The sequence below is a fragment of the Streptomyces sp. NPDC005820 genome, from assembly GCF_040630255.1.
Taxonomy (GTDB): Bacteria; Actinomycetota; Actinomycetes; order Streptomycetales; family Streptomycetaceae; genus Streptomyces.
In genome coordinates this window covers 141,214-166,474 of record NZ_JBEXXE010000016.1, presented here as the reverse complement: position 1 = coordinate 166,474, position 25,261 = coordinate 141,214, and the positions used below count along the sequence as shown (strand labels likewise).

The window sequence follows — 25,261 nt, the reverse complement described above, 5'->3', positions numbered from 1 at the left end:
ATGACATGTACCTGTAGCTTTCGCGGTGCAAAAACTTGCAGCAATTTGCCGGTTCACCTTTCAGGGCGTTCCCCCGCCCCGCTGGCCCGCTGGGAGACACACACCATGAGACGCACGTTCCCCCCGTCGCGCGCGCTCGCCCTCGCCGCCGCTTCGGCAACGGTGTTCGGCCTGCTGACGGCCCAACACGCCCACCGCCCCGCCCTCTTGGAGACGGCGGCGGACGCCTCGAACACGGCGACCGTCTTCTACTACACGAAGACCAAGAACTGGGCGTCGACCTACCTGCACTACGCGCCCGACGGCGGTTCCTGGACCACGGTCCCCGGTGTGCGGATGGAAGCCGCCTGCACGGACTGGGTGAAGAGGACCGTCGACCTCGGCTCGGCCACCGGGCTGCAGGCCACCTTCAACAACGGCAACGGCACCTGGGACAACAACGGCGGCAACAACTACGCGCTCGGCACCGGCGCCCTGACCGTGAAGGACGGAGTGATCGCCCACAGCGATCCGTGTGCCGGCTCGGGCAGCGGATCCGGCAACCAGGCCACCGTCTACTACTCGACCGCCACCTCCGGCTGGACCACGGCCAACATCCACTACGCCCCCGCGGGCGGTTCCTGGACCACCGTCCCCGGCCTCGGCATGGAGGCCGCCTGCACCGGCTGGTGGAGGAAGAAGCTCGACATCGGCACCGCCACATCTCTCAAAGCCGCCTTCAACAACGGCAACGGCGTCTGGGACAACAACAACAGCGCCGACTACACGATCACCACCGGCACCACCACGGTGAAGGACCGCACCGTCACCGCCGGAGCCGAGGACCCCTGCGCGACGGCGGCACCGGACACCGAGGCGCCGACCACGCCCACCGGGGTCGCCGCGAGCACCACCCACACCTCCGTGGTGGTGAGCTGGGACGCGGCCACCGACAACAAGGGCGTGACGAAGTACCAGGTCACCCGTACCGGCGGCACCAAGGGCACGGTCGTCACGGACGTGGGCTCGACCGTCCTGTCCGACACCGGGCTGGAGGAGAAGACCACCTACACGTACACGGTGAAGGCCGTCGACGCGGCCGGGAACACCTCGTCCGCCTCCGCCGCCGTCACCGCCACCACCGGCGAGAAGGCCCCGGAACCGGCCGCCGGCACCCCGCTCGGCACCGACCCGCGCAAGGACCCGATCTACTTCGTCCTCACCGCCCGCTTCTTCGACGGCGACACCGCCAACGACCGCGGCGGCAGCCAGCACGTCAAGTCCGGCAACGCGGCCAACGACGACCCCATGTTCCGCGGCGACTTCAAGGGCCTGGTCGAGAAACTCGACTACATCAAGGCCCTCGGTTTCTCCGCGGTCTGGATCACCCCCGTCGTCCTCAACCGCTCCGACTACGACTACCACGGCTACCACGGCTACGACTTCTACAAGGTCGACCCCCGCCTGGAGTCGGCCGGCGCCTCCTACCAGGACCTGATCAACGCGGCCCACGCCAAGGGCATGAAGATCTACCAGGACGTCGTCTACAACCACAGCTCCCGCTGGGGCGCCAAGGGCCTGTTCACCCCCACCGTGTACGGCGTCCGCGACTCCCAGTGGAGCTGGTACTACGACGAGCGGAACGACGACTTCGCCTACGACGGTCTGACCGTCGAGCCCAAGTCCGGCAAGTCGTACTACAACGGCGACCTGTGGTCGACCGCCGAGCCCACCGGCAACACCTGCCTCAACTGGGGCAAGCCCACGGGCGGCAAGAGCGCCGAGGGCTACACCCTCTACAACTGCCAGTGGCCCAGCCCCACTTCGGGCATGTTCCCGAAGACGTACTACCACCAGTGCTGGATCGGCAACTGGGAGGGCGAGGACTCCCGCTCCTGCTGGCTGCATGAGGACCTCGCCGACTTCAACACCGAGTCGACGCCCGTGCAGAACTACCTCATCGGCGCCTACGACAAGTACATCGACATGGGCGTCGACGGCTTCCGTGTCGACACGGCCGTCCACATCCCGCGCGTCACCTGGAACCGCCGCTTCCTGCCCGCGATCCACGACCGGGTCACCCAGCGGTTCGGCGCCACGGCCGCACAGAACTTCTTCGTGTTCGGCGAGGTCGGCGCCTTCGTCAACGACAAGTGGAACCGCGGGTCGGTCAACCACTCGGCCCAGTTCTACACCTGGACGGAACGCAAGGAGTACAGCGCCGACGACACGACGGCGGCTCTCGAGCAGTACACCTACGAGGAACAGCTCGGCACCGGCAACCAGCCGACGTCCACCAACGCCTTCCTCGACGGCAACACGTACCACACACCGGACCGCAGCCGGTTCTCCGGCATGAACATCATCGACATGCGCATGCACATGAACTTCAGCGACGCGCAGAACGCCTACAACAACGGCAAGGACTCCGACGACAGCGTCAACGACGCCACCTACAACGTCGTCTACGTCGACAGCCACGACTACGGCCCGAACAAGTCGAGCACCCGCTACAGCGGCGGCACCGACGCCTGGGCCGAGAACATGTCCCTGATGTGGACCTTCCGCGGTATCCCCACCCTGTACTACGGGTCGGAGATCGAGTTCCAGAAGGGCAAGCAGATCGACTGCGGCCCGACCTGCCCGCTGGCGGGCACCGGACGGGCGTATTACGGCGACCACCTCGCCGGCTCCGTCACCGCATCCGACTTCGGCAGGGCCGACTCCGCGAGCGGCGAGGTCGCCACGACCCTGGCACAGCCCCTCGTCAAGCACCTCCAGCGGCTCAACCGGATCCGCCGCGCCGTCCCCGCTCTGCAGATGGGGCAGTACTCCACCGCAGGGGTCAGCGGCCAGATGGCGTTCAAACGCCGCTACACCGGCGGCGGCACGGACAGTTTCGCCCTGATCACCGTGACGGGCGACGCCACCTTCACCGGCATCCCGAACGGCACCTACACCGACGCCGTCACCGGCGACACCAAGACGGTCTCCAACGGATCCCTGTCCGTCGCGGCACCGGGCAAGGGCAACCTCCGCGTGTACGTGCTGAACGGCCCGGGCAAGATCGGCACCGACGGCCCCTACCTGAAGTGACGGGGATCGGGTGACGGGCGAGCTGCCCTGATCGTCGGGACCGTTCCGCAGTTCGCCCGTCGGTGAGGTCGTGGTGACCTTCTCCTCGATCAGCTGCCGTTCCTCTGCGGTCCACGGCGCCGCATGGCCGCCGCGCTCGGCATGACCGAGGCCGGCCGCCAGGGGCAGGAGCACACCCTCACCGGCGGCGAGTTGCTCTGGAACGGTTGCTCGGCCGCATACCCCGCACCTTCGCCGACCGGTGTGCCCGTAACGCCCCGGCATTCCCACGGCCCACGACCGCCTGACCGGGGCCGGCCCGACGGCCATGGGTTCCGAGCGGATCACATGAGGCGCAGGCCCTGTGCCGCGACGGCGGCCGCCTTGGCGACCAGGGGGTTGTCCGTGGGCCCGGCCGGGTCGTACTTCGTGGACAGGACGCAGAGCACGACGGCCGGCCGGTTCGGCGGCCAAACGACACCTACGTCGTTGGCGACGCCGTACGCCGATCCGCCTCCGGTCTTGTCCGCGAGGACCCAGTCGGCGGGCAGGCCGGCGCGGAAGCGGGCGATGTTGGTGGTGTTGGCCACGAGCCAGCGCGTGAGCCGCCGCCGGTCGTCGGCGGCGAGGGCACCGCCGAGGAGGAGCCTGCCGTACGTCCGCCCGATCGCGCGGGGGCTGGTGATGTCGGTCTCCCGCCACGGCTCCGCCGAGTTCAGGTCGGGCTCCCAGCGGTCGAGGCGGGTCAGCCCGTCGCCGAGCGAGCGGCAGAACCGGGTGACGGCGGTCGGTCCGCCCAGCTCGCGCAGGAGGAGGTTGGCCGCGCCGTTGTCGCTCTCGGAGACGGCGGCGGCGCAGAGTTCCTCGACGGTCAGGCCGTTCGCGACGTTCTCGTCCCTGCTGGTGACGGGCGCGTAGCCGGCCGCGGTGACGTACTCCTCGGTGTAGCGGATCCGCCGGGCCAGGTACTCGCCGTCATGGTCGAGATCCCTCAGGACGGCGGCGGCGGCGAGCGTCTTGAACACCGAACAGATCGGGAAGCGCTCGTCCGCGCGGTGCGTGAGGACGCGCCCGGTGGCGGTGTCGTAGGCGAACACACCGAGGCGGGCGGCGTACTCCTGCTCCAGCTCCGCGAGTTGGGTCCGGGTGGCCGAAGGAGCCGCGTGGGCGGCCGGCGCGAGACCGACACCGGTGGCGAGGGCACCTACCGGGGCGAGGGCGGTGGCGGCGAGCAAGGTGCGGCGACGTAAGGGAAAGGGATGATCCATGGCCCCATGCGTAGCACACCGCTCTCGAGTTCTCGAAGCGGCTCCGGAGCCGATGCCCAGGGGAGAACCACACAGAACCCGACCTGTCTCGCGACTCCTCATTTGGACAAAGATGGGCCTAATGCGAAGTAGATTGCGATGAAAGACTCTTGACCCCGGTCTGCTGCATCGGGCAGGTTTCAGCCACGGGATGTCATCCCACGGGTTCCTGAGAAAGATGCGTGCCATGGGCGCTTACCTGTGTCCTCCTGCCGTGGTGCAAGGCGAACATGTCGTGAACACCGGCCAGATCCTGGCGGAGGTGCGAAGCCGCCTCCCGCAGGCGCCGTGGCTGCCGAGGATGGACGGCATCGCCGCTAGTACGGGGATCACCTCGCGCGGGTGGATGGTGCCGCTGGAGTCGGCCACCGCACCCAGCAGCGGGAGGGGCCTGCGAACTCCGGGCGCGGGCCCGGCCCGTGAGGCACTGGCCCGTGGCGGGTTCGGCGACGCGCAGGTGAACCGCGCGATCGCCGTACTGGAGGCGATACCGGCGCCGCAGACCATCCAGGAGCGCACCGCGTCGGCCTGGGCGGCCGTGCAGTCGTACGGGGAGCGCGCGGCGCGCCGGGCCCTGCGCGCCGCCGGACTGGACGCCGCCGACGTCGACTGTCTGATCACCAGTCACTCCACCACCCCGGCCCTGCCGGGGCTGGACCTCTCGCTGCTCAACCGCCTCCCGCTGCGGAGCGACGTGCTGCTGCTGCCGGCCACCCAGTGGGCCTGCATCGCCGGCACCCGATCGCTCGCGCTGGCGGCCGATCTGGTCGCGAGGGACCCCGACCGGGTGGTGCTCGTCGTGATATCGGAGGCGCTGAGCACCACGTACCAGCCCGCCGACGACACGCTGGAGTCGCTGATCGTCCGGCTGCTGTTCGCCGACACCGCCGTCGCCGTGGTGGTCACAGGGCGCCCCGGACCGGAGTCGGTCCTGAGACTGGACGCGGTCTGGCACCACACCCTGCCCGGCACCATGGACCTGCACCGGCTGGAGACCCGGGCCGACGGCACGCATTTCGTGATGGACCGCCGTGGGCCGCGCGCCGTACAGGAGACGGTCGCCGCGATGTGGACGTGGTTGCGCGTGCGTCATCAGGACGACGGGCACGCGTGGCATCCCGACCTGCTGCTCGCGCATCCCGGTGGGACACGGGTGCTCGAGTACATGGAACAGACCATGCCCGACGGGTGGCCGACGGGCCTCCTGGCCTACAGCCGGGACAGCTACACCACGGGCAACCGCGGCGGCGCCGCCGTGCTCGACATCCTGCGCCGCGCGCACGAAGCCGGCCAGAAGCCGGGCAGCCGCACGGTGCTGTACGCGGCCGCGCCCGGGCTGACCGCCACGGCGGTGGAGGGGGAGTGGCTGTAGCTCGCCACCCTCATGCCGGACCGGGCCCTAGATCTCCAGTTCCGCCCAGACGGCCTTGCCGGTCTCGGTCCACCGCACACCCCAGCGGGTGGTGAGCTTGTGGACGACGTGGAGCCCCCGCCCATGGTCGTCGAGCGGCTCACCGCGGTGCAGGCGCGGCCGGCCGTTGCTGGTGTCGCCGACCTCGCAGGACAGTCGGCTCCCGGCCCGCACCAGCCGCACGGTGACGGGTCCGGTGCCGAATTGGACGGCGTTGGTGACCAGTTCGCTGATCACCAGCAGCGCACCGTCCCGGGCCTGGCCGCCCGTGTGCCATCGGCGCAGGACGGGGGAGGCCAGGGCGCGGGCGCGGGCTGCGGTGTCGTCGCGGGCGGACAGCTGCCAGGTGGCGGTGTCCCGGCCGCGGCGGCCGGCCATCCGGGCGAGCAGCAGGGTCACGTCGTCGCGCAGGGGTTCCTGCGGGGCCAGCCGGGTGACCACGCGACGCGCGGCCTGGGAGAGATCGTCCCAGGGGTGCACCTCGCGCACCACGTCCGTCAGCCGGCCGATGCCGTCGTCGATCGAGGCCGCGGGATCCTCCACCAGGCCGTCGGTGTACAGGACGAGAAGTGATCCGGGCGGCGCGGCGAACTCGTGCACCTCGAACGGCTCCCGTACGGCGAATTCGGCTCCCAGCGCCGGGTGCGGTTGCGCGGCGACGGTCTTGGCGGATCCGTCGGGATGGACGAGGACGGGGGGCAGATGGCCGGCGTTGGACATGACCACCCGGTGGTCGACGGGATCGTAGACCGCGATGCAGCACGTCGAGCCCAGCGCGCTGTATCCGGCCGCCAGGCCCGCGTCCGTGTCGTCCAGCAGGGTGACCGTCTCGTCCAGGCGCTCCAGCACCTCCCCGGGGCCCAGCCCGGCGGACAGCAGCGCGCGGGCCTCCATGCTCAGCTGGCCCATGGCCGCCGCGGCCCCCAGGCCGTGCCCCACGACGTCACCGACCACCAGCGCGGTGCGGTCACCCGGCAGCGGAAAGCTGTTCACCCAGTCGCCGCCGACGCCCGCGCTGTCGGGAGTGGTGGGCTCGTAGACACTGGCGACCTCGATGGTGTCGCTGCCGACCCGCGGCAGCAGGCGGCGTTGCAACGCCAGGACCTGGGCGTGCTCACGCTGATGCTGGCGGGCGAGGTCCACATGACGGGCGGTCTTGGCCACGAGTTCCTGCAGGTCGAGCAGCTCACCGTCGAGGAAGGGGCACTCCGGGCGACGCCAGACCTCCGTCACGCCCAGCACGATGGGGCCCGACGAGCCCGGTGGCCCTTCCACGATCAGCGGTATGCAGGCGACACTCACCGGCTGGTGGCCGGGCACCAGGGCACGCACCAGCCGCGGATCGCCGAGTGCCCGCTCGATCGTGTCGCGGTCGCGCAGGACGATGGCCTGCGGTACGTCGTCGCGCGTGACCGCACCGGCCAGGAGACGGCTCGCCTCCGGGGGAAGGTTGTCCCCGGGCGTCAGGTACCCCTCGGGCCAGCCCCGGTCCGGCACCAGGGCGGCCCGCCGCAGCCGGATGCGCTCCTGCACCTGCTCGGTGACCGCCTCACCCGTCCATACGGCGTAATCGAGGTCGACGGCGGCCACGTCCCCCCAGGCCAGCAGGGACTGCGCCAGGGACTGCGCGGTCTCCCCGATGTCCAGGGACGTCCCGATCATGGCGGCGGACGCGTACAGGTGCAGCCGCTTGGCCATGGCGATCAGGGAGACGGTCAGACCCTCCTGCGGTGTGGCGGCCGGCAGGATGCTCATCGACACCACCAGCTCGGTCCCGTCGTTGCGCCGCAGGCGCTGGACCCGGGCGACGTGCGCCTCTCCGGTGTCGAGAACCCTCTGCAACCGTCGCGTCACCGTCGGCACGTCCGCGGGGGGCAGCAGATCGGCGAAGGCGGCCCCCGGTGCGACGTCCACCCCCGCGAATGGGGCCGCGTCCACATTGCCGCTGGTGATCCTCAGATCCCGGTCGAGGTTGACCGCCCCGAGGATCTGCTCCCGGTCGTCGCTCTCCCCGACGCCGCCTGCGGGCGGACGCGCGTCGTCCTCGTCCGGCGCGGCGGCACGCCCTGCGGCCTGCGTCGTTCCGCCCCTCGGGATGTAGTCCGCCAGAGCGCCGCTGACCATGTCGAACGGCGAAGCGGGGGAGGAGGACGATGTGGCGTTCATGCGTCTCACGCAGCTCGCTGACTCCGGCACACGCCGGAAAGTGCTTCCCGAGGGCCGTGCGGCCGAGCCCGAGATGCCTCACCGCACATCTCATGAGTAACACATATGGCCTGTCTGCCAAAGAGGTAAAAATTAGTAAAAATGCTGAGAACCCTCTGGCGGGGCGGGAAGCGTCCGCCCCAGACGGACGAGGGGGGACAGGGCCATGAGCACCGGCGACAGCAGCATGCCCGCGGCTGTCACCAGGAGGCTGGTGCGCGTCCCCCACGCCTCCGCGAGAAGACCGCCGAGCAGCGAGCCGAGCGGGGTCGGCCCCATGCCGACGAAGGTGATCGTCGCGGCCACGCGGCCCTGCATCCCGTCCGGCGTGACAGCCTGCCGGACGGCCATGACCGTGACGTTCACCAGCTGGCCGAAGGTCCCGAAGACGAAGTTGACCGTGAAGAGCGCGGGAACCGTCACCGCGGAGGAGCCGTGCAGCACGGGCACGCACAGGAACACGCCGTCGCCGAGCGCCGCCGCGGACACCAGTACGGCGCCATGTCCGAACCGGCTCGGCAGACGGGCCGCCAGCAGCGAGCCCAGGAGTGCGCCCGGCCCCGTCGCCGCCAGCGCCAGCCCGACCACGGTGCCCGACAGGTGCAGGTCCCGTGGCAGGAACAGCAGATAGACGGTCATCACCGCGGCGAACGAGAACTGGAAGGCGGCCGACGCGAGACACACGGTCCGCAGCGCGGTGTCGCCGGCGACGAAACGGAGGCCTTCGTGGATCCGCCGCCAGACCCGAGGGGGACGTGCCGAGCGTTCCGGGAGGGATTCGCGGCGACCGGTCCGTCGTAACGTCAAAAACGACAGCGCGAAGAACGACGCGCTGGAGGCGGCGGCGATCGGCGCCGACAGCAGGGACACCAACGCCCCGCCGAGCGCGGGACCGCCGATCTGCGCCGCGGACCGGCTGCCTTCGAGCGCGCTGTTGCCCCGCACCAACTGGTCGCGTCGCACCAGCCGTACCAAGGACGCCTGGTACGCCACGTCGAAGAACACGGAGAGCGCCCCGACGGCGAACGCGACCACGAGCAGCGCCGGCAGGACGAGCCACCCGAGGAGGCCGGCCACGGCTGCGGCGCCCAGCGCCAGGGTCCGACCCGCGTCCGTCAGCACCATCACCGTACGGGTCCGCCACCTGTCCACCCACGCGCCGGCGAAGAGCGACAGCAGCAGGACCGGAGCCTGCCCCACCGCACGCAGGGCGCCCAGTTGGCCGGCACCGGCGTCGAGGGTCAGGACGGCGAAGAGCGGCAGAACCACCAGGCTGGTGTGTTCACCGAGTTGGGAGGCGGTCTGGCCGAACCAGAGCCTGCGGAAGTCGCTGTCCCGCCACAGACTTGACGGGGAGGAAGAGGACGGCACGGGGGACCCCTCGGACGAGCGGAGACGAGCCCCGCCGACGATGTCGGGCAGGGTGAAGGGAAGGCTCGCTGTGCCGCGCATCAAGGGCAGCACACGATGACAGACGGCCGCGTACGGCCTTCGACGTCAACGCGTGCTCGGACGACCGACCATGTCCTCGCTCTCCTCGTGAGTCACTCGCTGCGCACCCTAGCCACCGCCCGGCAGGTCACGAAAGGGGATTACGGCTCGGGCGGAGTCAGTCCCGATAGGCCGTCGCCTCACGGATGACCGTCAGCAGGGCCCGGAACCGTGCGCGGTCCTCCGCGGTCAGGCCGGCCGTCGCCTCCGCGAGCGCGACACGGTCCACCTCCTCCGCCTCGCGATGGCACCGCAGCCCTTCGTCGGTCAGACGCAGCAGAAAGGCGCGACGGTCGTCCGGGTGGCGGACGCGCTCGACCAGACCGTCCCGTTCCAGGCTGTCGACGATGCTGGTCGTGGTGCGCGCCGCGACGCCCGTCATCTCGCTCAGGTCCCGCATCCGCAGCGGCCGCTCGCTGCGCGCCAGCATCCGCATGGCCCGCAGTCGCGCGACCGACGCGCCACCGGTCCGCAGGCGGGCCTCCACGAACCGGCGCAGCTGCTGCGTCGTCTCGTAGAGCTCGTCGACCAGGACGTCGCTGCTGCCCTGCACTGCCATGTGCTGCTCCCCGTCGCGCGTTCCACCGGAAAGCCGATTCTATGAGCATCGACATAGTGAGTATGCTCAGCATGTGTCGCCGTTCCTCCGCCGCTCCCGCCCGTACCTCCGCTCCCGCCGTCTCGGCCAGCGTCTCGTCGTCCCCGTGATGTGCGTCAGCGTGACCTTCATCGCGATCGTCGACGGGGCGATCACCACCGTGGCCCTTCCCGCCATCGCCCGACAGTTCCGGCTGACGACGGCCGCCCTCGACGGGGTGGTCGTGGTCTATCCGGTGTGTCTGGCCATGACGATCCCCGCCTCGGCCTGGCTCGTCGAACGCTTCGGCGGCAAGCGTGTCCTGCTCACCGCGCTCACCGCCTTCCTCGGCTCGTCCCTGCTGTGCGGCATGGCCGCCGACCTCGCCCAGCTCGTGGCCTTCCGCGCGGTGCAGGGACTGTCCGCCGGGGTGCTCTTCCCGGCCTCCGCCGCCCTGCTCTTCGCCACCTTCAACGCCTCCGAGCAGGTGCGGATCTCCCGCTTCATGATCATCCCGCAGCAGATGGCCCCGGCCGCCGCTCCCGTCCTCGGCGGCGTCCTCGTCGACCACCTGTCCTGGCGTTGGGTCTTCTACGTCAACGTGCCGGTGGGCGTGCCCGTCGTCGTGTTCGGCCTGCTGTTCCTGACCGAGCACCGCGGCCGGCTGCCCGGCCGCTTCGACCTGCCCGGCCTGCTGCTGAGCGCCGCCGGACTCGGCGTCGCGATGTTCGGGATCTCCGAGGGCCCCGGCCGCGGCTGGTCCTCCGTCCCCGTGCTCGTCTCCCTGGGCCTCGGCGCGATCCTGCTCGCCGCCACCGCCGTCCACCAACTGCGCGCCGCCGAACCGCTCCTGAAACTCCGCCTCTTCGCGGACCGGCTCTTCCGTGACACCAACCTGATCAACCTGGTCGGCCTGATACCGATCCTCGGCGCCATGTACCTCGGCCCCCTCTTCCTCCAGCAGGCCCAGGGCCGCACCGCCCTGGAGTCGGGCACCACCACCTTCCCGGAGGCGTTCGGCGTCCTGCTGACCGTCCAGGTCGCCGGGGTCCTCTACGCGCGGGTGGGGCCGCGGATCATCGTCGGATGCGGACTGGCCGGCGTCAGCGTGGTTCTGCTGCTCTTCGCCACCTGCGACGAGGACACCGGGCTGTGGACCTTCCGGGCCTACATGTTCCTGCTGGGCATCGCCATGGGCGGCGTCTTCATGCCGACGACGGTGGCCTCACTCGCGAACGTCGCCCGCCGGGACCTGGCCCAGGCGTCCACGCTCAACACCGTGGTACGCCAGACCGGAGGAGCCCTGGCACCGGCCGCGGTGACCACGGCCCTGGTCCTCGGCACCCCCGCCGCGTCCGCCGCCGATCCGCCCGTCACCGCCTACCAGTACACCTACCTCGCCCTGGCCGCCGTCGCGGCGGCGACCGCGGCCTTCGCCTTCACCCTCCCGGACGCCCGCGCCCGCGCCGCCGCCCGCCCCACCACGACGACACCGCGCCCTGCGCCGGCCACATCGCGTCACGAGAACGCACGCTGACGGCCCTTGCCCGTGGCGGGCGGGCGGGCATCGGCATCGGCATCGGGGCAGTCGGCGGCATCGCCCCTAGACGTCGTCCTCGCGGGCGGTGTCGTAGCGTTCGCGTGCCTCGTGGACCTGTTCGATGTGGGTTTCCGCCCAGTCCTTCACCGCGGTCAGCAGGACGGCCAGGCTGCCGCCCAGTGAGGTGAGTTCGTAGTCGACGCGGACCGGGACGGACGGGGTGACGGTGCGGGTGAGGATGCCGTCGCGTTCGAGGGCGCGCAGGGTCTGGGTCAGCATCTTGGGGCTCACGCCGGCGATCTTGCGGCTCAGGTCGCCGTAGCGCATCGGTCCCGCGGAGAGGGCGGCGACGACAAGGCTGACCCATTTGTCGCTGAGCCGGTCGAGGAGCTGGTTGGTGGGGCAGGCCCGGATGAACGCGTCGTACTCGACGCGCGCCTGCTCGCGCCGCTGGACCGCGGTCATGGTCGCCATGGCTTCCCTCCGGGGTACGTACGCACTCTCAGGTAACTACTTACCCAAAGATAGTAGCTCTTCCTAGGATTGCGGACGGCTGACCGGACAGCAGAGCGAATCAATCGACGAACAGCCTTCAAAACCAGGGGAGTTGACTGTCATGCGTGCTGCGGTGGTACGGAGTTTCGGCGGGCCCGAGGCCGTGGAGGTCGTGGAGACCGAGATACCGGAGCCGGGTGCCCGGCAGGTGCGGATCAAGGTGGCGGCGGCCGCGCTGAACCCGGTGGACGCGGGGGTGCGGGCCGGGTTCTTCGGGGGTGCGGGCCAGCAGATCGGATTCGGCTGGGATGTCGCCGGGACCGTGGACGCGACCGGGGTGGCCACCGCCTGGAGCGTCGGCGACGAGGTGGTGGCGCTGGACCCCGGCATGGTGCGGCCCGCGGGCACGCACGCCGAGTACGTCGTCGTCGAGACGGACGCGGTGGCGAAGGCGCCGCGCACGGTGGACGCCGTGCATGCCGCCACGCTGCCGCTGAACGGCCTGACCGCCGTACAGGCCCTGGACCTGCTGGAGCCGGCCGAAGGGCAGTCGCTCCTCGTCACCGGCGCGGCGGGCGCGGTCGGCGGCTTCGCCGTCCAGCTCGCCGCCCGGCGCGGGATCTCGGTGACCGCTCTGGCCAGGCCGGGCGACGAGGAGTTCGTACGATCGCTGGGGGCCGCGCACTTCACCTCCGGCGCGGTCGGCGCGGGCGGCGTCGACGCCGTGCTGGACGCGGCGATGGTCGGTGAGCCGGCCCTGGAGTGGGTGCGGGACGGGGGCGTCTATGTGGGCGTCCGGCCCGGCGCGCATCCCGCCTCGGCGCGCGGGGTGCGGACGACGTCCGTCGCGGTCACCGCCGACGGGGCGCGACTGGCCGAGCTGGCGGCACTGGTGGACCGGGGAGCACTGACTCTCCGGGTCGCCGAGACCTACCCCCTGGAGGAGGCGGCCAAGGCACACGCCCGTCTGGAGGAGGGCGGGGTGCGGGGGCGGTTGGTGCTGATCCCCTAGGGGCCGCCCCGAGGTACCTCCCCGTCCGCGAAATTACTGGACAGCCAAGGGTGTTGATCACTTCATGGCTCAGAGACCAGCGCCCCGCTCACTGTCCGACGAAGCCCTCTCCAGCCTGCTCGGTCGGCAGCAGTTCGGCACGCTCGCCAGCGTCAGGCGCAGTGGCCATCCCCACCTGACCACCATGGTGTACAGCTGGGACGCCGAAGCCCGGATCGTGCGGTTCTCGACGACGGCCGACCGGGTCAAGGTCGCGCATCTGCGGCGCGATCCGCGGGCGGCGCTGCATGTGCCGGGGGGCGACGTGTGGTCGTTCGCCGTCGCCGAGGGCGAGGCCGAGGTCTCCGAGCCCACGACGGTTCCCGGCGACGCGATCGGGCGGGAACTGCTCGGGATGATCCCCCAGGCCGCGCGGCCCGAGGACGAGGCCGCCTTCCTGGAGCAATCGGTCGCCGAGCGCCGGGTGGTCGTACGGCTGAAGGTGAACCGCCTGTACGGCACCGCGCTCGACATCGACGGCTAGGGCCTGTCGTTTGGATCAGGTCGCAGGACATCGACGGGTCTGTTCGGTGCCGGTGAGCGGGGGCTGGTGCGTGCAGCTGCAAGGCGGAGGAGGCCGTCGACGCGGAGCGTCGGCAACCGACGACAACGCGGCAGATGCGCGTGCCAGCCCCCGCGTCTGCGGCCTGATCCAAACGACAGGCCCTAGGCCTCCTCGAGGCGGCCGGTTCATGTCGTCGGCGGCGGCTGGGCGGCCGGCGTGTCCTGGTGGGGCGGTCGTTCGAGGGTGGCCGCGATGTCGGCCTGTCGCACGGCGTCGATCAGTGCCTGCCCGATGATGGAGACGGGTTCGCGGCCCGGGAGGACCAGGCCGATGCGCTCGGTGCGCTGGGGACTGACCAGAGGGACGGCGTGCATACCGGTGGGGACGCCGAAGACGTGGAGCCAGGCGTGCGGCACGATGCTGGCCCACTGACCGGTTCTGACCTGCGCGAAGAGCGAGGCGATCGAGTCGGTCTCGATCCGGGGCGTCACGGAGACGCCCACGGTCTCGAACACCGCGTCGAGGACCTGACGGCCCTGCATCATGGGGTGCAGCAGGCACAGGGGGTACTGGGCGGCCTCCGCCCAGGAGATCCTGGCGGGCTGGGATTCGGGCGTGGACCACTGGGTCAGCAGCACATAGCGTTCCCGGTAGAGCGGTACGAACGTGAAGTCGTGCGCGACGACGGAGCTCTGGTAGGTCACGGCGGCGTCGAGCTCGTACGCCCGTAGCCGGTTCACGATGTCCTCGGCCTGCAGGTCGGCGAAGACCTGGACGGTGGCCAGCGGGTTGGCCGCGCAGAACGGCTGGGTCAGCAGCGCGACCGCGGTGGAGGCGGTCGGGACGGTGCCGATGCGCAGCCGGCCGCTCAGGCCCGCGCGCAGGGCCTGGATCTCGCTGTGCATGGCGTCGCGGTCGGCGATGATGCGTTGCGCCCACAGGACGACCCGCTCGCCCTCGGGCGTGAGGCCGTCGAACCGGCGCCCGCGCTGGACCAGCGGGATGCCGAGCTCGTCCTCCAGTTTCCGGATGCCCTCGGACAGGGTCGGCTGGGAGACATAGCAGGCCTGGGCCGCCTTCGCGAAGTGGCGGGCGCGGGCGAGGGCGACGAGGTATTCGAGTTGGCGCAGCAGCACGCCTTGAATGATCCCTCGTTCCCGGCCGTCCCGGCACGGGCCACGCTGCGCTGATCGGTGCTGCCTGTCAGCCGATAGGAACTACCGCTTTGACCTGCCCCGGCGCGGAGGCGGAGAGTGTGGCCCGAACGGTGGGCGGGGCAGGCCGCGCCCGTGCGGGTCCGAGGACGCGCGGGTCGCCCCGCTCCCGAACGGATGCGCCGGACGCCGGTGAGCACCCTCGCCGCCCTGGACGGAGAGGGCGTGGTGGGCGATGCGGGACTTCGACGAACCGGACGAGGCCGAGCTGTCGGTGTCGGCTCCCAAGACATGGGCGACCGGTGCTCCCGCGGTCGTGCACGCGCTGCAGTACGCCCTCGGACAGACCTCCCCGACGCGCACCGCGCTGACGCTGCTCAACATCAACCAGGCCAAGGGCTTCGACTGCCCGGGCTGCGCCTGGCCGGAGCCCGCGCCGGGCAAGCGGCACCGCAACGAGTACTGCGAGAACGGCGCCAAGCACATCGCCGACGAGGCCACCTCCCGGCGGGTGACCGCCGACTTCTTCCGGCAGCACTCCGTCGACGAGCTGAGCCGAAGGTCCGACTACTGGCTCAACCAGCAGGGCCGGCTGACCGAACCGATGGTGCTGCGCGAGGGTGCCACCCACTACGAGCCCATCGGCTGGGACGAGGCCCTGGACCTGCTCGCCGACGAACTGCGCGCCCTCGACCACCCGGACGAGGCGCTCTTCTACACCTCCGGGCGGCTGGCGAACGAGCCGGCCTTCCTGCTCCAGCTCTTCGCGCGGGCCTTCGGCACCAACAACCTGCCGGACTGCTCCAACATGTGCCACGAGTCCAGCGGCTCGGCGCTGGGGGAGACCCTCGGCATCGGCAAGGGCAGCGTCAGCCTCGACGACCTCTACGACTGCGACCTGGTCTTCGTCGTAGGACAGAACCCCGGTACGAACCACCCGCGCATGCTCTCCGCGCTCGAGGAGACCAAGCGCCGCGGCGGCCACGTCGTCGCCGTCAACCCGCTGCCCGAGGCCGGACTGCTCCGCTTCAAGCACCCGCAGAAAGCGCGCGGGATCATCGGCCGCGGCACGGACATCGCCGACCAGTTCCTGCAGATCCGGCCCGGAGGCGACCTGGCCCTGTTCCAGGCGCTGAACCTGCTGCTGCTCGAGGCGGAGGACAAGGAGCCGGGCACGGTCCTGGACCGGGACTTCATCGAGGCGCACACCACGGGCTACGACGCCTTCGCCGAGCACATCCGGGAGACGTCCTGGGACGCGGTCCTGGAGGCCACCGGCCTGACCAGGGACGAGATCGAGCAGGTCCACGAGCGGGTGCTGGCCAGCCGCAGCGTCATCGTCTGCTGGGCGATGGGCCTGACCCAGCACAAGCACGGCGTGCCCACCATCCGCGAGGTCGTCAACTTCCTGCTCCTGCGCGGCAACATCGGTCGGCCCGGGGCGGGCGTGTGCCCGGTGCGCGGGCACAGCAACGTCCAGGGCGACCGCACCATGGGCATCTGGGAGCGTGTGCCGCAGCCGTTCCTGGACCGGCTCGGACAGGAGTTCCGCTTCACCGCCCCGACGAAGCACGGGCTGGACTCCGTCGACTCCATCCGGGCCATGCTGGACGGACGGGCCAAGCTGTTCGTCGGCGTCGCCGGCAACTTCGTCCGGGCGTCGCCCGACAGCGACGCCACCGAGCGCGCCCTGCGCAACTGCCGTCTGACCGCCCACGTCTCGACCAAGCTCAACCGCTCCCACGCGGTGTGCGGACGCACGGCCCTGATCCTGCCCACGCTCGGCCGCAGCGACCGCGACGTCCAGGCGGGCGGCGAGCAGTTCATGACGGTCGAGGACTCCATGAGCGAGGTCCACGCGACCCGCGGCCGCCTCGCCCCCGCCTCCCCGCACCTGCTGAGCGAGGTGTCCATCATCAGCCGCCTCGCCCGCAAGACCCTGCGAGCCGGAACGGACACCGGAGCGGACATCCCCTGGGCCGACTTCGAAGCCGACTACGACCTCGTTCGCGACCGCATCGCCCGGGTCGTCGACGGCTTCGAGGACTTCAACGAGCGGGTACGCCGCCCAGGAGGCTTCCGGCTGCCCAACCCGGTCAACGAGAGGGTGTTCCGCACCCCCGCCGGGAAGGCCGTCTTCACCGCCAACGACTTCACGATGCTCCAGGCGCCCGAGGGCCACCTGGTCCTGCAGACACTGCGCTCGCACGACCAGTGGAACACGATTCCCTACGCGATGGACGACCGCTACCGGGGCATCAAGGGCGGCCGGCGCGTCGTCCTGGTCAACCGCGCCGACCTCACGGACCTCGGCCTCGACGACGGCAGCCTCGTCGACCTCGTCAGCGTCTGGACCGACGGCTCGGAGCGCCGCGCCGAGGCCTTCCGCGTCGTCGCCTACCCGACACCCCGGGGCTCGGCCGCCGCCTACTACCCCGAGACCAACGTGCTGGTCCCCCTCGACAGCGTCGCGGACATCAGCAACACGCCCACGTCGAAGAGCGTGATCGTCCGCCTCGAGCCCGGACGGCCGCAGCATTCCGACGGACCCCGGTGATCACCCTGCTCCTCCACCGCCGCGGCGCGCCCGAGGCGGATGCCGGCCCCGTCGTCCACATGTGAGCGGCATGTGGACTCCGCGCCCGTCCGTGCGGACGGAGCCGGACGAGGGCGACCCGCCACAGCGGCCGTCTCACCCCGAGTCGCCCCAGGCTCCGCGGGTCACACGAGAACCGCCGGGCGGTCCCAGCCGTTGCGGGTGACCTTTTCGAACCACAGTTGTGCTGCGCCGTCCACCACGGCTGCCACACACAGCCGCCAGCCCGGCCCCTCCGTGACGCGCACCCGCGTCGCGGAGGCGGAGTCCCTCAGAAGGTGCCATTCCGAGCCTCCGGCGCCATGGGACAGCACCCGGATGCCTCCCGGGCCGGCGAGTGCCAGTGTCGGGCCGCCGCGGTGGCCGACGGCCGAGACGTCCCGGACGCCCTCCATGTCGGGGAGCGTCTCGAGTTCCCAGAGCCCGGTGTCCTGTTCGGCGCGTACGGGCTGTCCGTCCCGCGGGGTGAGCACGGCCTCCAGATGCCCCCACCGGTTCAGTGCGAGGGCGGCCCGGTCCGTCGGGCCGGCCGGGACGGTCTCCCGTACGGGTTCCAGGCCCGGGTGCAGCCGCAGACACGACAGGGCGCCGCCGTTCTCGACCAGCACGCCCACCCCGCCGTCGATGTCCTGAGCGGCCCCGAGCACCCGAGCCGCCGGGGAACCGGTCACCTGGCGGATGTCCGGCTCACCGCCCTCCGCCGGGCAGTGCACCGCGTACAACGCCCCGTCATGCGCGGTCCATACGACGACCTCTCCCGACGCGGAGCGCAGGGCGGCGATTCCCTCGGCGTCGTCGAAGGCCTTGCTCCAGCCGGTGGCCGTGCCGATGTGCAGGGTCCCGACCGCGTCCAGGGCGGCGATCACCGGCCGCCCCGCACCCGTGCGACGGGCGGCCACCTCCCGCAGGGAACGGGGAGCGTCGGCGAGCGGCGGCAGGACCGTGTCCGGGATGCCCCGGCCGGGGCCGGGCACCCGCAGGTACTCCAGGCCCCCCACGCCGCCCGCGACGACGACCGGACCGTCGCCGCCGTCGGCGAGCACGTCCACGCAGCAGTGCCGTGCGGGACTCCCGTTCGCGCGCAGCAGGTCCGCGAGTCTCCTCGCCCACGGCAGCAGCCGCGGCCGGTCGGCCGGGTGGTCGGAGAGAAGCTGGGCGGCGTGGGCGGCGACCTCCACCGAGAAACCCGCGTGCAGCAGCTCGTCACGGAACCGCGCGGCGGCCCCGCCCCCCGCGCTCGGCAGTGCGGAGGGCCGGCCGAGCAGCGCGGTCCTGGCCACCGCGCCGATCGCGTAGCGTTCGCCCTCCACGGTGAGCAGGTACATGTCCAGCTCGCGTTCCGGCGCGACGTGCCCGGGGGAGTACACCAGGGTCTGCCGCCGCCGTCCCGCCTCGTGCAGGAAGGTGAGGTCGATCAACTGGACCGAGCCGTCCCGGCCGACCATGACATTGCGCGCCGACACGTCCCCGTGCACCCAGCCGCTGTCGTGCATCCGGTCCACGATGGAGCACAGACGCACCAGAACGTCCGCGGCTGCCAGGGGATCGGGGCCCCGGGCCGCCCATTCCCGCAGTTCGCAGCCGTCGAACCAGCGGGACACCAGGTAGGAGCAGAGGGACTTCGCGGTGGCGCCGGGCGGGTGCGGCGCCGGTCCCACCAGGACGAGCGGTGCGATCAGGCCGCCGATCGCCAGCCGGTTCGCGTCGTGGACGCAGTCCTCCCACCGGGACTGCCAGCGCCGCAGGTCGTCGTCGTCCTTGTGCGCGGTGAGGACCTTCACCATCCACCACGACACCTGGCCGTTCCGGTCGACGCGACGGGCCCGCCAGCACTCGCCCTCCGCGCTCGCCACCCCGATGCGGTGCTCCAACGTGTACTGGTCGGGGTTCTCCCGGCTCCCCACGCACATACCGGCCCCGTCGGGCGTCGGCTCCCCGCGCACGCCTCACTCCCTCAGCCGGAAGGGGGACCCCGCCGAGACGGACATCCCGCCCGCCCCGACACCCGCGGTGCCGTACGCCGCCTCCACGTCGTACGGGTCCTCGTCGACGGGCACCTGCCACTTCGGCGGCGCACTCCCGGCCGGCACCGGATCGGGGACGGCCCCCGGGACGGGCGCCGGAACGGCCTCCAGCGCCGCGGTCAGGGACTCCAGCAGCTGTGCGAACAGGTCGCAGCGGCCCACCACCCACACCGTGTCCGGTCCCGGACCGGCGGCCGTGAGACGGTCGAACTCCTGCGAGAGCCCGGCCAGGAACCGCTCCGTCTCGTCCAGATGAGGCCGCACCGCCACGGGCACGGGGTCGGCGTCGGGCCGGCGGCTCGGCAGCGCCCGCCCCACGGTGCGGACGAACGCGCGGGGGTCGGGCACGCCGTGCTCCCCCTCCAGACCGCGGTCGATGGCGTCCCGCACCCGCATCAGGTCCAGCAGCGGGGTGCGCAGCGCGGTCTGGGCCGCCTCCGCGCAGCGACTGGCGGCCAGGGACAGCCGCTCGCGGGCCGCCTCCCGGCCGGGACCCTCGTCCGGGGACGCGGGGTGTCCGGTGGTGTGCGCGAGCCGGTCCCGGCACTCCCTGAGCGCCTCCGCGGTCGCGGCGGGCAGCCCGGCGGCCCGGGCCCGGGTCACCTGGACCCGCCGGGTCAGACCGGCGCCGAGGCCGGAGAAGTACTCGTCCAGCACCTCGTGGCCGCCGATGGCCGCCGGGTCGCCGCCGCCGACCTTGACCAGTTCGGCGAGCAGCGCGTGGTCGGGGCGCAGGGAGACGTGGTCCTGCACCTGGGCGCGGGTCAGCCAGTCCTGGTACAGCTGCGGGGTGCTGATGCCGATGGTGTGCAGCCGGATGCCCGTGTCGGCGTGCAGATGCTCCATGAGACTGACCGGCTCCTCGGTGGCCATCACCACCTCCCCCGAGCCCTGCTCACCCTTGGGCGTCCAGTGCGCGCCATCGCTGACCAGCACGATCAGCTTCTCGTTGCCCGGCTTGTGATGGTGGTAGAGGAGGTTGGCCGCCTCGTGCAGCGCGTTGCCGATGTCGGTGCCCGCGTTCTGGGCCTTGAGCACGCCCAGGGCGTTGCGGAACAGGTCGGCCTCCGCGGGGGTGCCCGCGTCGATCTGGGCCATGCCGCCGCCCGGCGGGAAGATCTGGCGGGTGTGGTGGGTGAACTCCAGCAGGGCGATCCGGGACACCCGCCCGCCGGCCTGGAGCCGTGCCTCCAACAGGTGGCGCAACGCGTCCTGCAGCGCGCGCATCCGGCTCAGACCGGCCCGGGAAGCACGGGTGCGCGAGCCGATCAGACCGCGCCAGCGCGAGGTGGCGGCGGTCGCGGCCGCGTACTCCGCGAACGGGACGATGTCCTCGCACTTCATCGAGCCACTGCAGTCCGCCAGGACCACGATGTCGACACCGCTCCGGGCGCCGGGCACGAACAGGTCGACGGCGGTGCGCTCCTGGATGGTGATGATCACCTCGCGCCGCCCGTCGGCGTCGAACTGCCGTGCGCGATAGGGCACCGAGCCGGTGTGCAGCCACAGCTCCTGATCGTCGGCGGGCACCCACAACGCCCGTCCCGCCAGCCCGGCCGCGGCCAGCTCCCGGCCGGCCTCTTCCAGGGAACGCTCGGTGGGCGACTCCAGTTGCACGGAGCGCGCCACCACCACCGGTGCCGTCTCAAGCCGCCACGCGCCGGCCTCGCCGGCATCGAAGTCGGTCGCCCTGGCCAGGTCCTCGGGCACCGCGAGCAGCCCCGACGGCACCTCGGCCAGGGGTACGACCTCAACGGCCACGGCCGTGGCGTCGTACCCGGCACCCACGCTCAGGAGCCGGTACCGCTCTCCTGCGGACGGCCCGACGGCCCGCTCCCACTCGGCCCCGCACACCCCGACCCGGGTCCCGGTGAGCACTCCGCCCGCCGGTACCACCACGCCCCGGGTGAGCCGGGGATCCGTCGTCGTCCCCCTCATCGTCGGCTCCGATCGCCCTCGAACCTCACGTCCGCACCCAGTGCTTGCCGGTACCGGGCCATATGCGCCCCCTTCGCGCCGATGAACCGCCCGCGCAGGGGCTGTGGCAGATCGACGAAGAGCAGGCCCGGCCGCTCCGTGACGCCGTCGCGCTGACGCGGGGCCTTGTACTCCACGAACCGCAGCGCGTCCGCCATCTCCGCGCGGCCCGTCTCCTGCTCGCGCACCAGCGCCCGCAGCCGTTCGAACAGCCGGCGGCCCTCCGACGCGGTGTCGCCGAGCCGGGCGATCTCGCGCTGCCAGTCCGGCTCGGCCCGGCGTACCTGCTCCGCCAGCCGCCGGGCGGCGTTGCCACCACCGGAGTCGTCGGCGAGCCGCCGCAGCAGGGCGTGTATCCCGCCGTAGTCCACGGCGAGTTCGCGGTGGCCGGTGTTGCGCAGGTTGTGTCCCAGCAGCGCCAGCGACACCCGGGCTCCGCCGCGGCGCCGTACCGCCATGGCCACGATCTGCCGCACCAGTTCGGGTGCGGGCGCGGTGCGCGGCGTGCGGTGGTGTTCCCGGCACAGGCCCAGACCGACCTTCTCGTGGCCGAAGACCTGCCAGCGGTGGACGTGCCGGGAGCACATCTGCCGGCCGCAGGGCTTGCCCGCCGGGTCCGCCCAGTCGCACCGGACCTGCCCGGCGCCGCGGCAGCCCCCCTGCTCGCAGACGGGGAACTGGCGCTGGTGGCAGGCCGGGCAGTAGTCCAGGTCCGCGTCGGCCGGATGGGGATGGCGGTGCGCGTCGCACCACGCCGTCGCCGTCGCGCAGCCGGGCCCCGCGCAGCGGAAGGACGCCGGTCGCCCGCACTCCGCGCAGGACGGGTGATGGGCTGCGCAGGTGGCGGTCAGGGATCCGTCCAGGAGGACCACGTGGTCGTCGCACAGGCGCGCGGGGACATCCTGTTTCCCGCACGGCTCGCAGGTGAAGGCCCCGTACGCGGTCCGCCCGCCTCCGGCGCAGGCCGTGCAGGCCGTGCGGGTGAGGTCGGGCCGTTCGCGTACGGCGACGATGTCGAAGCAGGTGTCCTCACGGACGAGCGTGACGCCCGGAGCGCAGCGCAGGACCTCCAGGACGATGTCCCCGGTGGGCGACTCCCACCGGAAGGGGACGCCGGTGTGCAGCGGGCGCCCCAGCAGGGTCGGCTCCAACTGCTGCCACAACTCGCCGTAGGCCTGGGCGGTGGTCAGGCCGAGATCGGCCTCCCGCAGGTCGAGGACGACCTCCACGTCCCCCGCGGGGATCCGGGGCGGTGCGATGGTCACTGCGGGTTCCCTCCCCGGGTCGGCCTCGGGTCGCGGCGGCCGTCCGGTGCCGCGCCCGGCGCCCTGTCGGCCGGCCGTCGACGCCGGTGCGAGGGCGGTCCGTTCCCACGGCGCGGTCCCGCTCGGCCCGGCTCGTCGCGTCCACAGCGTTCCCGCAGCGGCTCACCCGTGCTGAGGGCCTGGCCCCAGGCCTGGAGCATGAGGGCGGCGCTTCCGGGGTGACCTTCGACGATCAACGGCAGCAGCGCACCTCCCGGCCGGGTGTCCGTGAGGGCCGCGCGGAGCGTGTCGGACAGCGGACGGCCGCCCGTGTCGCACCGCAGCAGGTCCTGCCCGCTCGGCGGCCGGGTGCGGCCCGGCAGTTCGACCAGACCCAACAGCGGCGCGAGCTCCTCGGCGGTCGCGTCCAGTTTGGCGAACTCCGGCACCAGGTCGGCGAGGAGGGCCCGAGCGGCCTGCCGGGCGGGGCGGCGCCGCTCGGAGCGCTCTCGCGGCCGGCCGGCCTGCCGTTGCTCGTCGCGGCCCGCGCCCGCTCGGGGACCATGGTCCTCGACGAAAACGGCGCGCAGTCCCTCGGTGACCGCGCGGGCGCGGTTGTCGTCCAGCAGGTCCTGCCGGACGAACGCGCACCGGTCGCCCCTTCTGGCCTGCCCGCGGGCCCGCAGGGCGAGTGCGTCGAGGAGCAGCATGTGGGCGCGGACCTCGGCGAGAGTGGTCTGCGCGTCGAGGCAGCGGACCAGCACGGTGCCGTCGTCCTCGACCGGCGCCACGTCCATGCGGTCCAGGTCGCCGATACCGTCCCGGCGGCGCAACTCGGCGCGCACTTGCTCCAGATGACGTTCCGTCACCGGGCCGATGTTCCGGGCCGCCAGATGTTCTCCGGAGTCCGCGAGCCACCGGGAGCCGACGCGGTCCCGGCGCCCTTCGCGGGAGAAGGAACCCCGGCCGGCGAGCGCGATCAACGCGGGGGAGTGCCGGCGCAACAGCGCGTACAGCAGCTCCCGTTCCACCGGATCGATCGTCTCCAGCCAGTACAGGTCCCCGTCCGGGGGCACCGCGGTCCCGTCCAGCGAGACGCCCGGCACGGTCAGGACACCGCCGGCCCTGCGCGCCGCGTCCGCCACGACCTCGATCGCGCCTGCCAGCACGCCGAATCCGTCGGCACGCGCTCCGCGGGTGCCCCACCACGCGGGCGGCGTCACCAGCCGGAGCAACGCCGGATGGCGTCGGCCGGGCCGCAACCGCAGCCTGCCGGACCCCAGTTCGGGGAGCCCGCCGCGCTCGACGGCCGCCACCACCGCGTCCCGATCGGCACCCTGCACCGCCAGTCCCTTGGCCAGCGCCTGCCGCGCCGCCCCCACCCTCGTCAGACTCACCAACACACCCAGCACCCTAGCCACAGAAGAGGACGTGAAGTATGAAATCTCCATACTTCAGCATTTATTGGTCGCATACGACTATGCTTCGGCCGGCCGCGGGCGTCACTCCAGTACGGTCCTCGCGCCGCCCTCGTCACCGAGGGCCGGTGTCTCCAGATGGTGACTGTGTCGGCGGCCGGACAGTCTGAGGGCCACCGCGCCGGCGAGGACCACCTGGTCCAGGCCCTCCAGGCGCACCGGTTCGCCCGGTGTCAGCGGACGGGGCCGCCCCAGCGCGTCGTGCTCCCACCGCCGTACCGCGGTGCCGTGCGAGGAACCGAGGTCCCGCACCGACACCGCCAGAGCGGCATCCGCCTCGATCAGAAGGTGCTTGCGGCTGACCCGGGCCACCGACGCGCGGTGCTCGCGGCCGATGCCGTCGAGGTTGATCCCATGGGCGAGAGCCCCACGACCGATCTCCAGACAACTGTCGGCCTCCAGCGGGAAACGCAGGATCACCGCCTCCTCCTCGGTGCGGTCGAGACGCTCGATCAGCACCTCACGGATGGGCCGGCGGTCGCCCACCCGCACCAGCGGACGACCACAGCGCTCCTCGGGACACACGGGCCGCCCCGTGCGCACGTCCAGCTGCGGCCACAGCCGGATGCCGTCGGGCCACGACTGGGCGAGGGGGCAGCGGGAGTCGCACCGCCACACCGAGCGCAGCACGTCCTTCCGGCGCGTCAGCCCGATGTGGACCAGCTCCTTCTCCTCCTCCGCCCGAGACTTGGCCTGGCCCGACACCGGCACGATGCCACTGGGGACGAACCGCAGTCCGTCACCCTCCCGGCGCCAGCTGTGGAAACGCTCGGGCCGCTCCTCGATCCAGCGGTGGGCCCGCCGCAGATCCACGAACCGGTCCCGGCTGATCACGTGGAGGTCGCGCTCCAGAGCCAGGGAGAGCAGCACCGGATCGGCCTGGCGTACGACCCGCAGGACGCCTTGGCTGCGTCGGCGCTCGAACTCGTCGCGCTGCTCCTCGGGCACCTGGTGCAACAGCGACTGGTCGGCGATCGCCACGAGCACGGCCCCGTCCCCGTGCAGCGCGCGCCACGCCTCGGTGACGCGGTCCAGCCGGGGCAGGAGAGGGAGTTTCGAGGCCGGTCCGATCTCCTGGGACCAGCAGACGTTCGAGACGTCGACGACAGCGTGCATGTTTCGGTACCTGCGCCAGTCGGTGAATGGGGGACT

General features: G+C 71.9%; 17 protein-coding genes. 6 read left to right on the top strand and 11 right to left on the bottom strand.

Features of this window, described 5'->3' with window-relative positions:
• The first annotated feature begins 105 nt into the window (after positions 1–105).
• On the top strand, positions 106–3,075 hold the full coding sequence (locus ABZ464_RS21495; protein WP_359279214.1) for a carbohydrate binding domain-containing protein: 2,970 nt from the start codon (positions 106–108) through the stop codon (positions 3,073–3,075).
• A gap of 323 nt (positions 3,076–3,398) precedes the next feature.
• Here the strand turns inward: ABZ464_RS21495 and bla are convergent, their stop codons facing one another.
• Positions 3,399–4,322, bottom strand: a complete 924-nt coding sequence (bla, locus tag ABZ464_RS21490; protein WP_359279213.1) for a class A beta-lactamase — start codon at positions 4,320–4,322, stop codon at positions 3,399–3,401.
• Positions 4,323–4,548: 226 nt separating this feature from the next.
• On the opposite strand from bla, the gene ABZ464_RS21485 reads away from it, so the two are divergent.
• Positions 4,549–5,733, top strand: coding sequence for a type III polyketide synthase (locus tag ABZ464_RS21485; protein ID WP_359279212.1), 1,185 nt, complete (start codon positions 4,549–4,551; stop codon positions 5,731–5,733).
• 27 nt (positions 5,734–5,760) lie between these two features.
• Here ABZ464_RS21485 and ABZ464_RS21480 read toward each other — a convergent pair whose 3' ends face one another.
• The 3 genes from ABZ464_RS21480 to ABZ464_RS21470 all read right to left on the bottom strand — a co-directional run bounded on the left by ABZ464_RS21480 (position 5,761) and on the right by ABZ464_RS21470 (position 10,027).
• On the bottom strand, positions 5,761–7,938 hold the full coding sequence (locus tag ABZ464_RS21480; RefSeq protein ID WP_359279211.1) for a SpoIIE family protein phosphatase: 2,178 nt from the start codon (positions 7,936–7,938) through the stop codon (positions 5,761–5,763).
• A 132-nt stretch (positions 7,939–8,070) separates the two neighbouring features.
• A complete protein-coding gene (locus tag ABZ464_RS21475; protein WP_359279210.1) occupies positions 8,071–9,348 on the bottom strand; it encodes an MFS transporter in 1,278 nt (425 codons plus the stop codon).
• Between the two features lie 238 nt (positions 9,349–9,586).
• Positions 9,587–10,027, bottom strand: a complete 441-nt coding sequence (locus ABZ464_RS21470; protein ID WP_359279209.1) for a MarR family transcriptional regulator — start codon at positions 10,025–10,027, stop codon at positions 9,587–9,589.
• A gap of 73 nt (positions 10,028–10,100) precedes the next feature.
• Between ABZ464_RS21470 and ABZ464_RS21465 the strand changes: the two genes are divergently transcribed.
• A complete protein-coding gene (locus ABZ464_RS21465) occupies positions 10,101–11,582 on the top strand; it encodes a DHA2 family efflux MFS transporter permease subunit (protein WP_359279208.1) in 1,482 nt (493 codons plus the stop codon).
• 66 nt (positions 11,583–11,648) lie between these two features.
• Here the strand turns inward: ABZ464_RS21465 and ABZ464_RS21460 are convergent, their stop codons facing one another.
• Positions 11,649–12,059, bottom strand: coding sequence for a helix-turn-helix domain-containing protein (locus tag ABZ464_RS21460; RefSeq protein WP_359279207.1), 411 nt, complete (start codon positions 12,057–12,059; stop codon positions 11,649–11,651).
• A gap of 142 nt (positions 12,060–12,201) precedes the next feature.
• On the opposite strand from ABZ464_RS21460, the gene ABZ464_RS21455 reads away from it, so the two are divergent.
• Positions 12,202–13,092: an NADP-dependent oxidoreductase gene (locus ABZ464_RS21455; protein ID WP_359279206.1), complete on the top strand. Its 891-nt coding sequence runs from the start codon at positions 12,202–12,204 to the stop codon at positions 13,090–13,092.
• 64 nt (positions 13,093–13,156) lie between these two features.
• The gene (locus tag ABZ464_RS21450) at positions 13,157–13,615 is read left to right on the top strand and encodes a TIGR03618 family F420-dependent PPOX class oxidoreductase (protein WP_359279205.1); all 459 of its coding nucleotides are present in this window, start codon (positions 13,157–13,159) and stop codon (positions 13,613–13,615) included.
• A 206-nt stretch (positions 13,616–13,821) separates the two neighbouring features.
• On the opposite strand, the gene ABZ464_RS21445 is transcribed toward ABZ464_RS21450, so the two are convergent.
• The gene (locus ABZ464_RS21445; RefSeq protein WP_359279204.1) at positions 13,822–14,772 is read right to left on the bottom strand and encodes a LysR family transcriptional regulator; all 951 of its coding nucleotides are present in this window, start codon (positions 14,770–14,772) and stop codon (positions 13,822–13,824) included.
• 253 nt (positions 14,773–15,025) lie between these two features.
• On the opposite strand from ABZ464_RS21445, the gene ABZ464_RS21440 reads away from it, so the two are divergent.
• Positions 15,026–17,347: an FdhF/YdeP family oxidoreductase gene (locus ABZ464_RS21440; protein WP_359279203.1), complete on the top strand. Its 2,322-nt coding sequence runs from the start codon at positions 15,026–15,028 to the stop codon at positions 17,345–17,347.
• A 164-nt stretch (positions 17,348–17,511) separates the two neighbouring features.
• Here ABZ464_RS21440 and ABZ464_RS21435 read toward each other — a convergent pair whose 3' ends face one another.
• The 5 genes from ABZ464_RS21435 to ABZ464_RS21415 all read right to left on the bottom strand — a co-directional run bounded on the left by ABZ464_RS21435 (position 17,512) and on the right by ABZ464_RS21415 (position 25,225).
• On the bottom strand, positions 17,512–19,329 hold the full coding sequence (locus ABZ464_RS21435) for a hypothetical protein (protein WP_359279202.1): 1,818 nt from the start codon (positions 19,327–19,329) through the stop codon (positions 17,512–17,514).
• Positions 19,330–19,332: 3 nt separating this feature from the next.
• The gene (locus ABZ464_RS21430) at positions 19,333–21,348 is read right to left on the bottom strand and encodes a vWA domain-containing protein (protein WP_359279201.1); all 2,016 of its coding nucleotides are present in this window, start codon (positions 21,346–21,348) and stop codon (positions 19,333–19,335) included.
• Positions 21,345–22,652 carry a hypothetical protein gene (locus ABZ464_RS21425; RefSeq protein WP_359279200.1) on the bottom strand — a complete coding sequence of 436 codons (1,308 nt, stop codon included), beginning with the start codon at positions 22,650–22,652 and terminating at the stop codon, positions 21,345–21,347. Before ABZ464_RS21425 ends, ABZ464_RS21430 begins: the two co-directional genes overlap by 4 nt.
• Complete coding sequence (locus ABZ464_RS21420; RefSeq protein ID WP_359279199.1) at positions 22,649–24,028, bottom strand: hypothetical protein; 1,380 nt, start codon at positions 24,026–24,028, stop codon at positions 22,649–22,651. Before ABZ464_RS21420 ends, ABZ464_RS21425 begins: the two co-directional genes overlap by 4 nt.
• Before the next feature lie 105 nt (positions 24,029–24,133).
• Positions 24,134–25,225 (bottom strand): FHA domain-containing protein, encoded by a 1,092-nt coding sequence (locus ABZ464_RS21415; RefSeq protein WP_359279198.1) that lies wholly within the window; start codon positions 25,223–25,225, stop codon positions 24,134–24,136.
• Between the last annotated feature and the right edge of the window lie 36 nt (positions 25,226–25,261).

Bases quoted from the DNA above. Each gene is read 5' to 3' on its own strand.
- ABZ464_RS21430 (WP_359279201.1), bottom strand. From the start codon at position 21,348: ATGAGGGGGACGACGACGGATCCCCGGCTCACCCGGGGCGTGGTGGTA.
- ABZ464_RS21440 (WP_359279203.1), top strand. From the start codon at position 15,026: ATGCGGGACTTCGACGAACCGGACGAGGCCGAGCTGTCGGTGTCGGCT.
- ABZ464_RS21470 (WP_359279209.1), bottom strand. From the start codon at position 10,027: ATGGCAGTGCAGGGCAGCAGCGACGTCCTGGTCGACGAGCTCTACGAG.
- ABZ464_RS21455 (WP_359279206.1), top strand. From the start codon at position 12,202: ATGCGTGCTGCGGTGGTACGGAGTTTCGGCGGGCCCGAGGCCGTGGAG.
- ABZ464_RS21495 (WP_359279214.1), top strand. From the start codon at position 106: ATGAGACGCACGTTCCCCCCGTCGCGCGCGCTCGCCCTCGCCGCCGCT.
- ABZ464_RS21450 (WP_359279205.1), top strand. From the start codon at position 13,157: ATGGCTCAGAGACCAGCGCCCCGCTCACTGTCCGACGAAGCCCTCTCC.
- ABZ464_RS21460 (WP_359279207.1), bottom strand. From the start codon at position 12,059: ATGGCGACCATGACCGCGGTCCAGCGGCGCGAGCAGGCGCGCGTCGAG.
- ABZ464_RS21485 (WP_359279212.1), top strand. From the start codon at position 4,549: ATGGGCGCTTACCTGTGTCCTCCTGCCGTGGTGCAAGGCGAACATGTC.
- ABZ464_RS21415 (WP_359279198.1), bottom strand. From the start codon at position 25,225: ATGCACGCTGTCGTCGACGTCTCGAACGTCTGCTGGTCCCAGGAGATC.
- ABZ464_RS21480 (WP_359279211.1), bottom strand. From the start codon at position 7,938: ATGAACGCCACATCGTCCTCCTCCCCCGCTTCGCCGTTCGACATGGTC.
- bla (WP_359279213.1), bottom strand. From the start codon at position 4,322: ATGGATCATCCCTTTCCCTTACGTCGCCGCACCTTGCTCGCCGCCACC.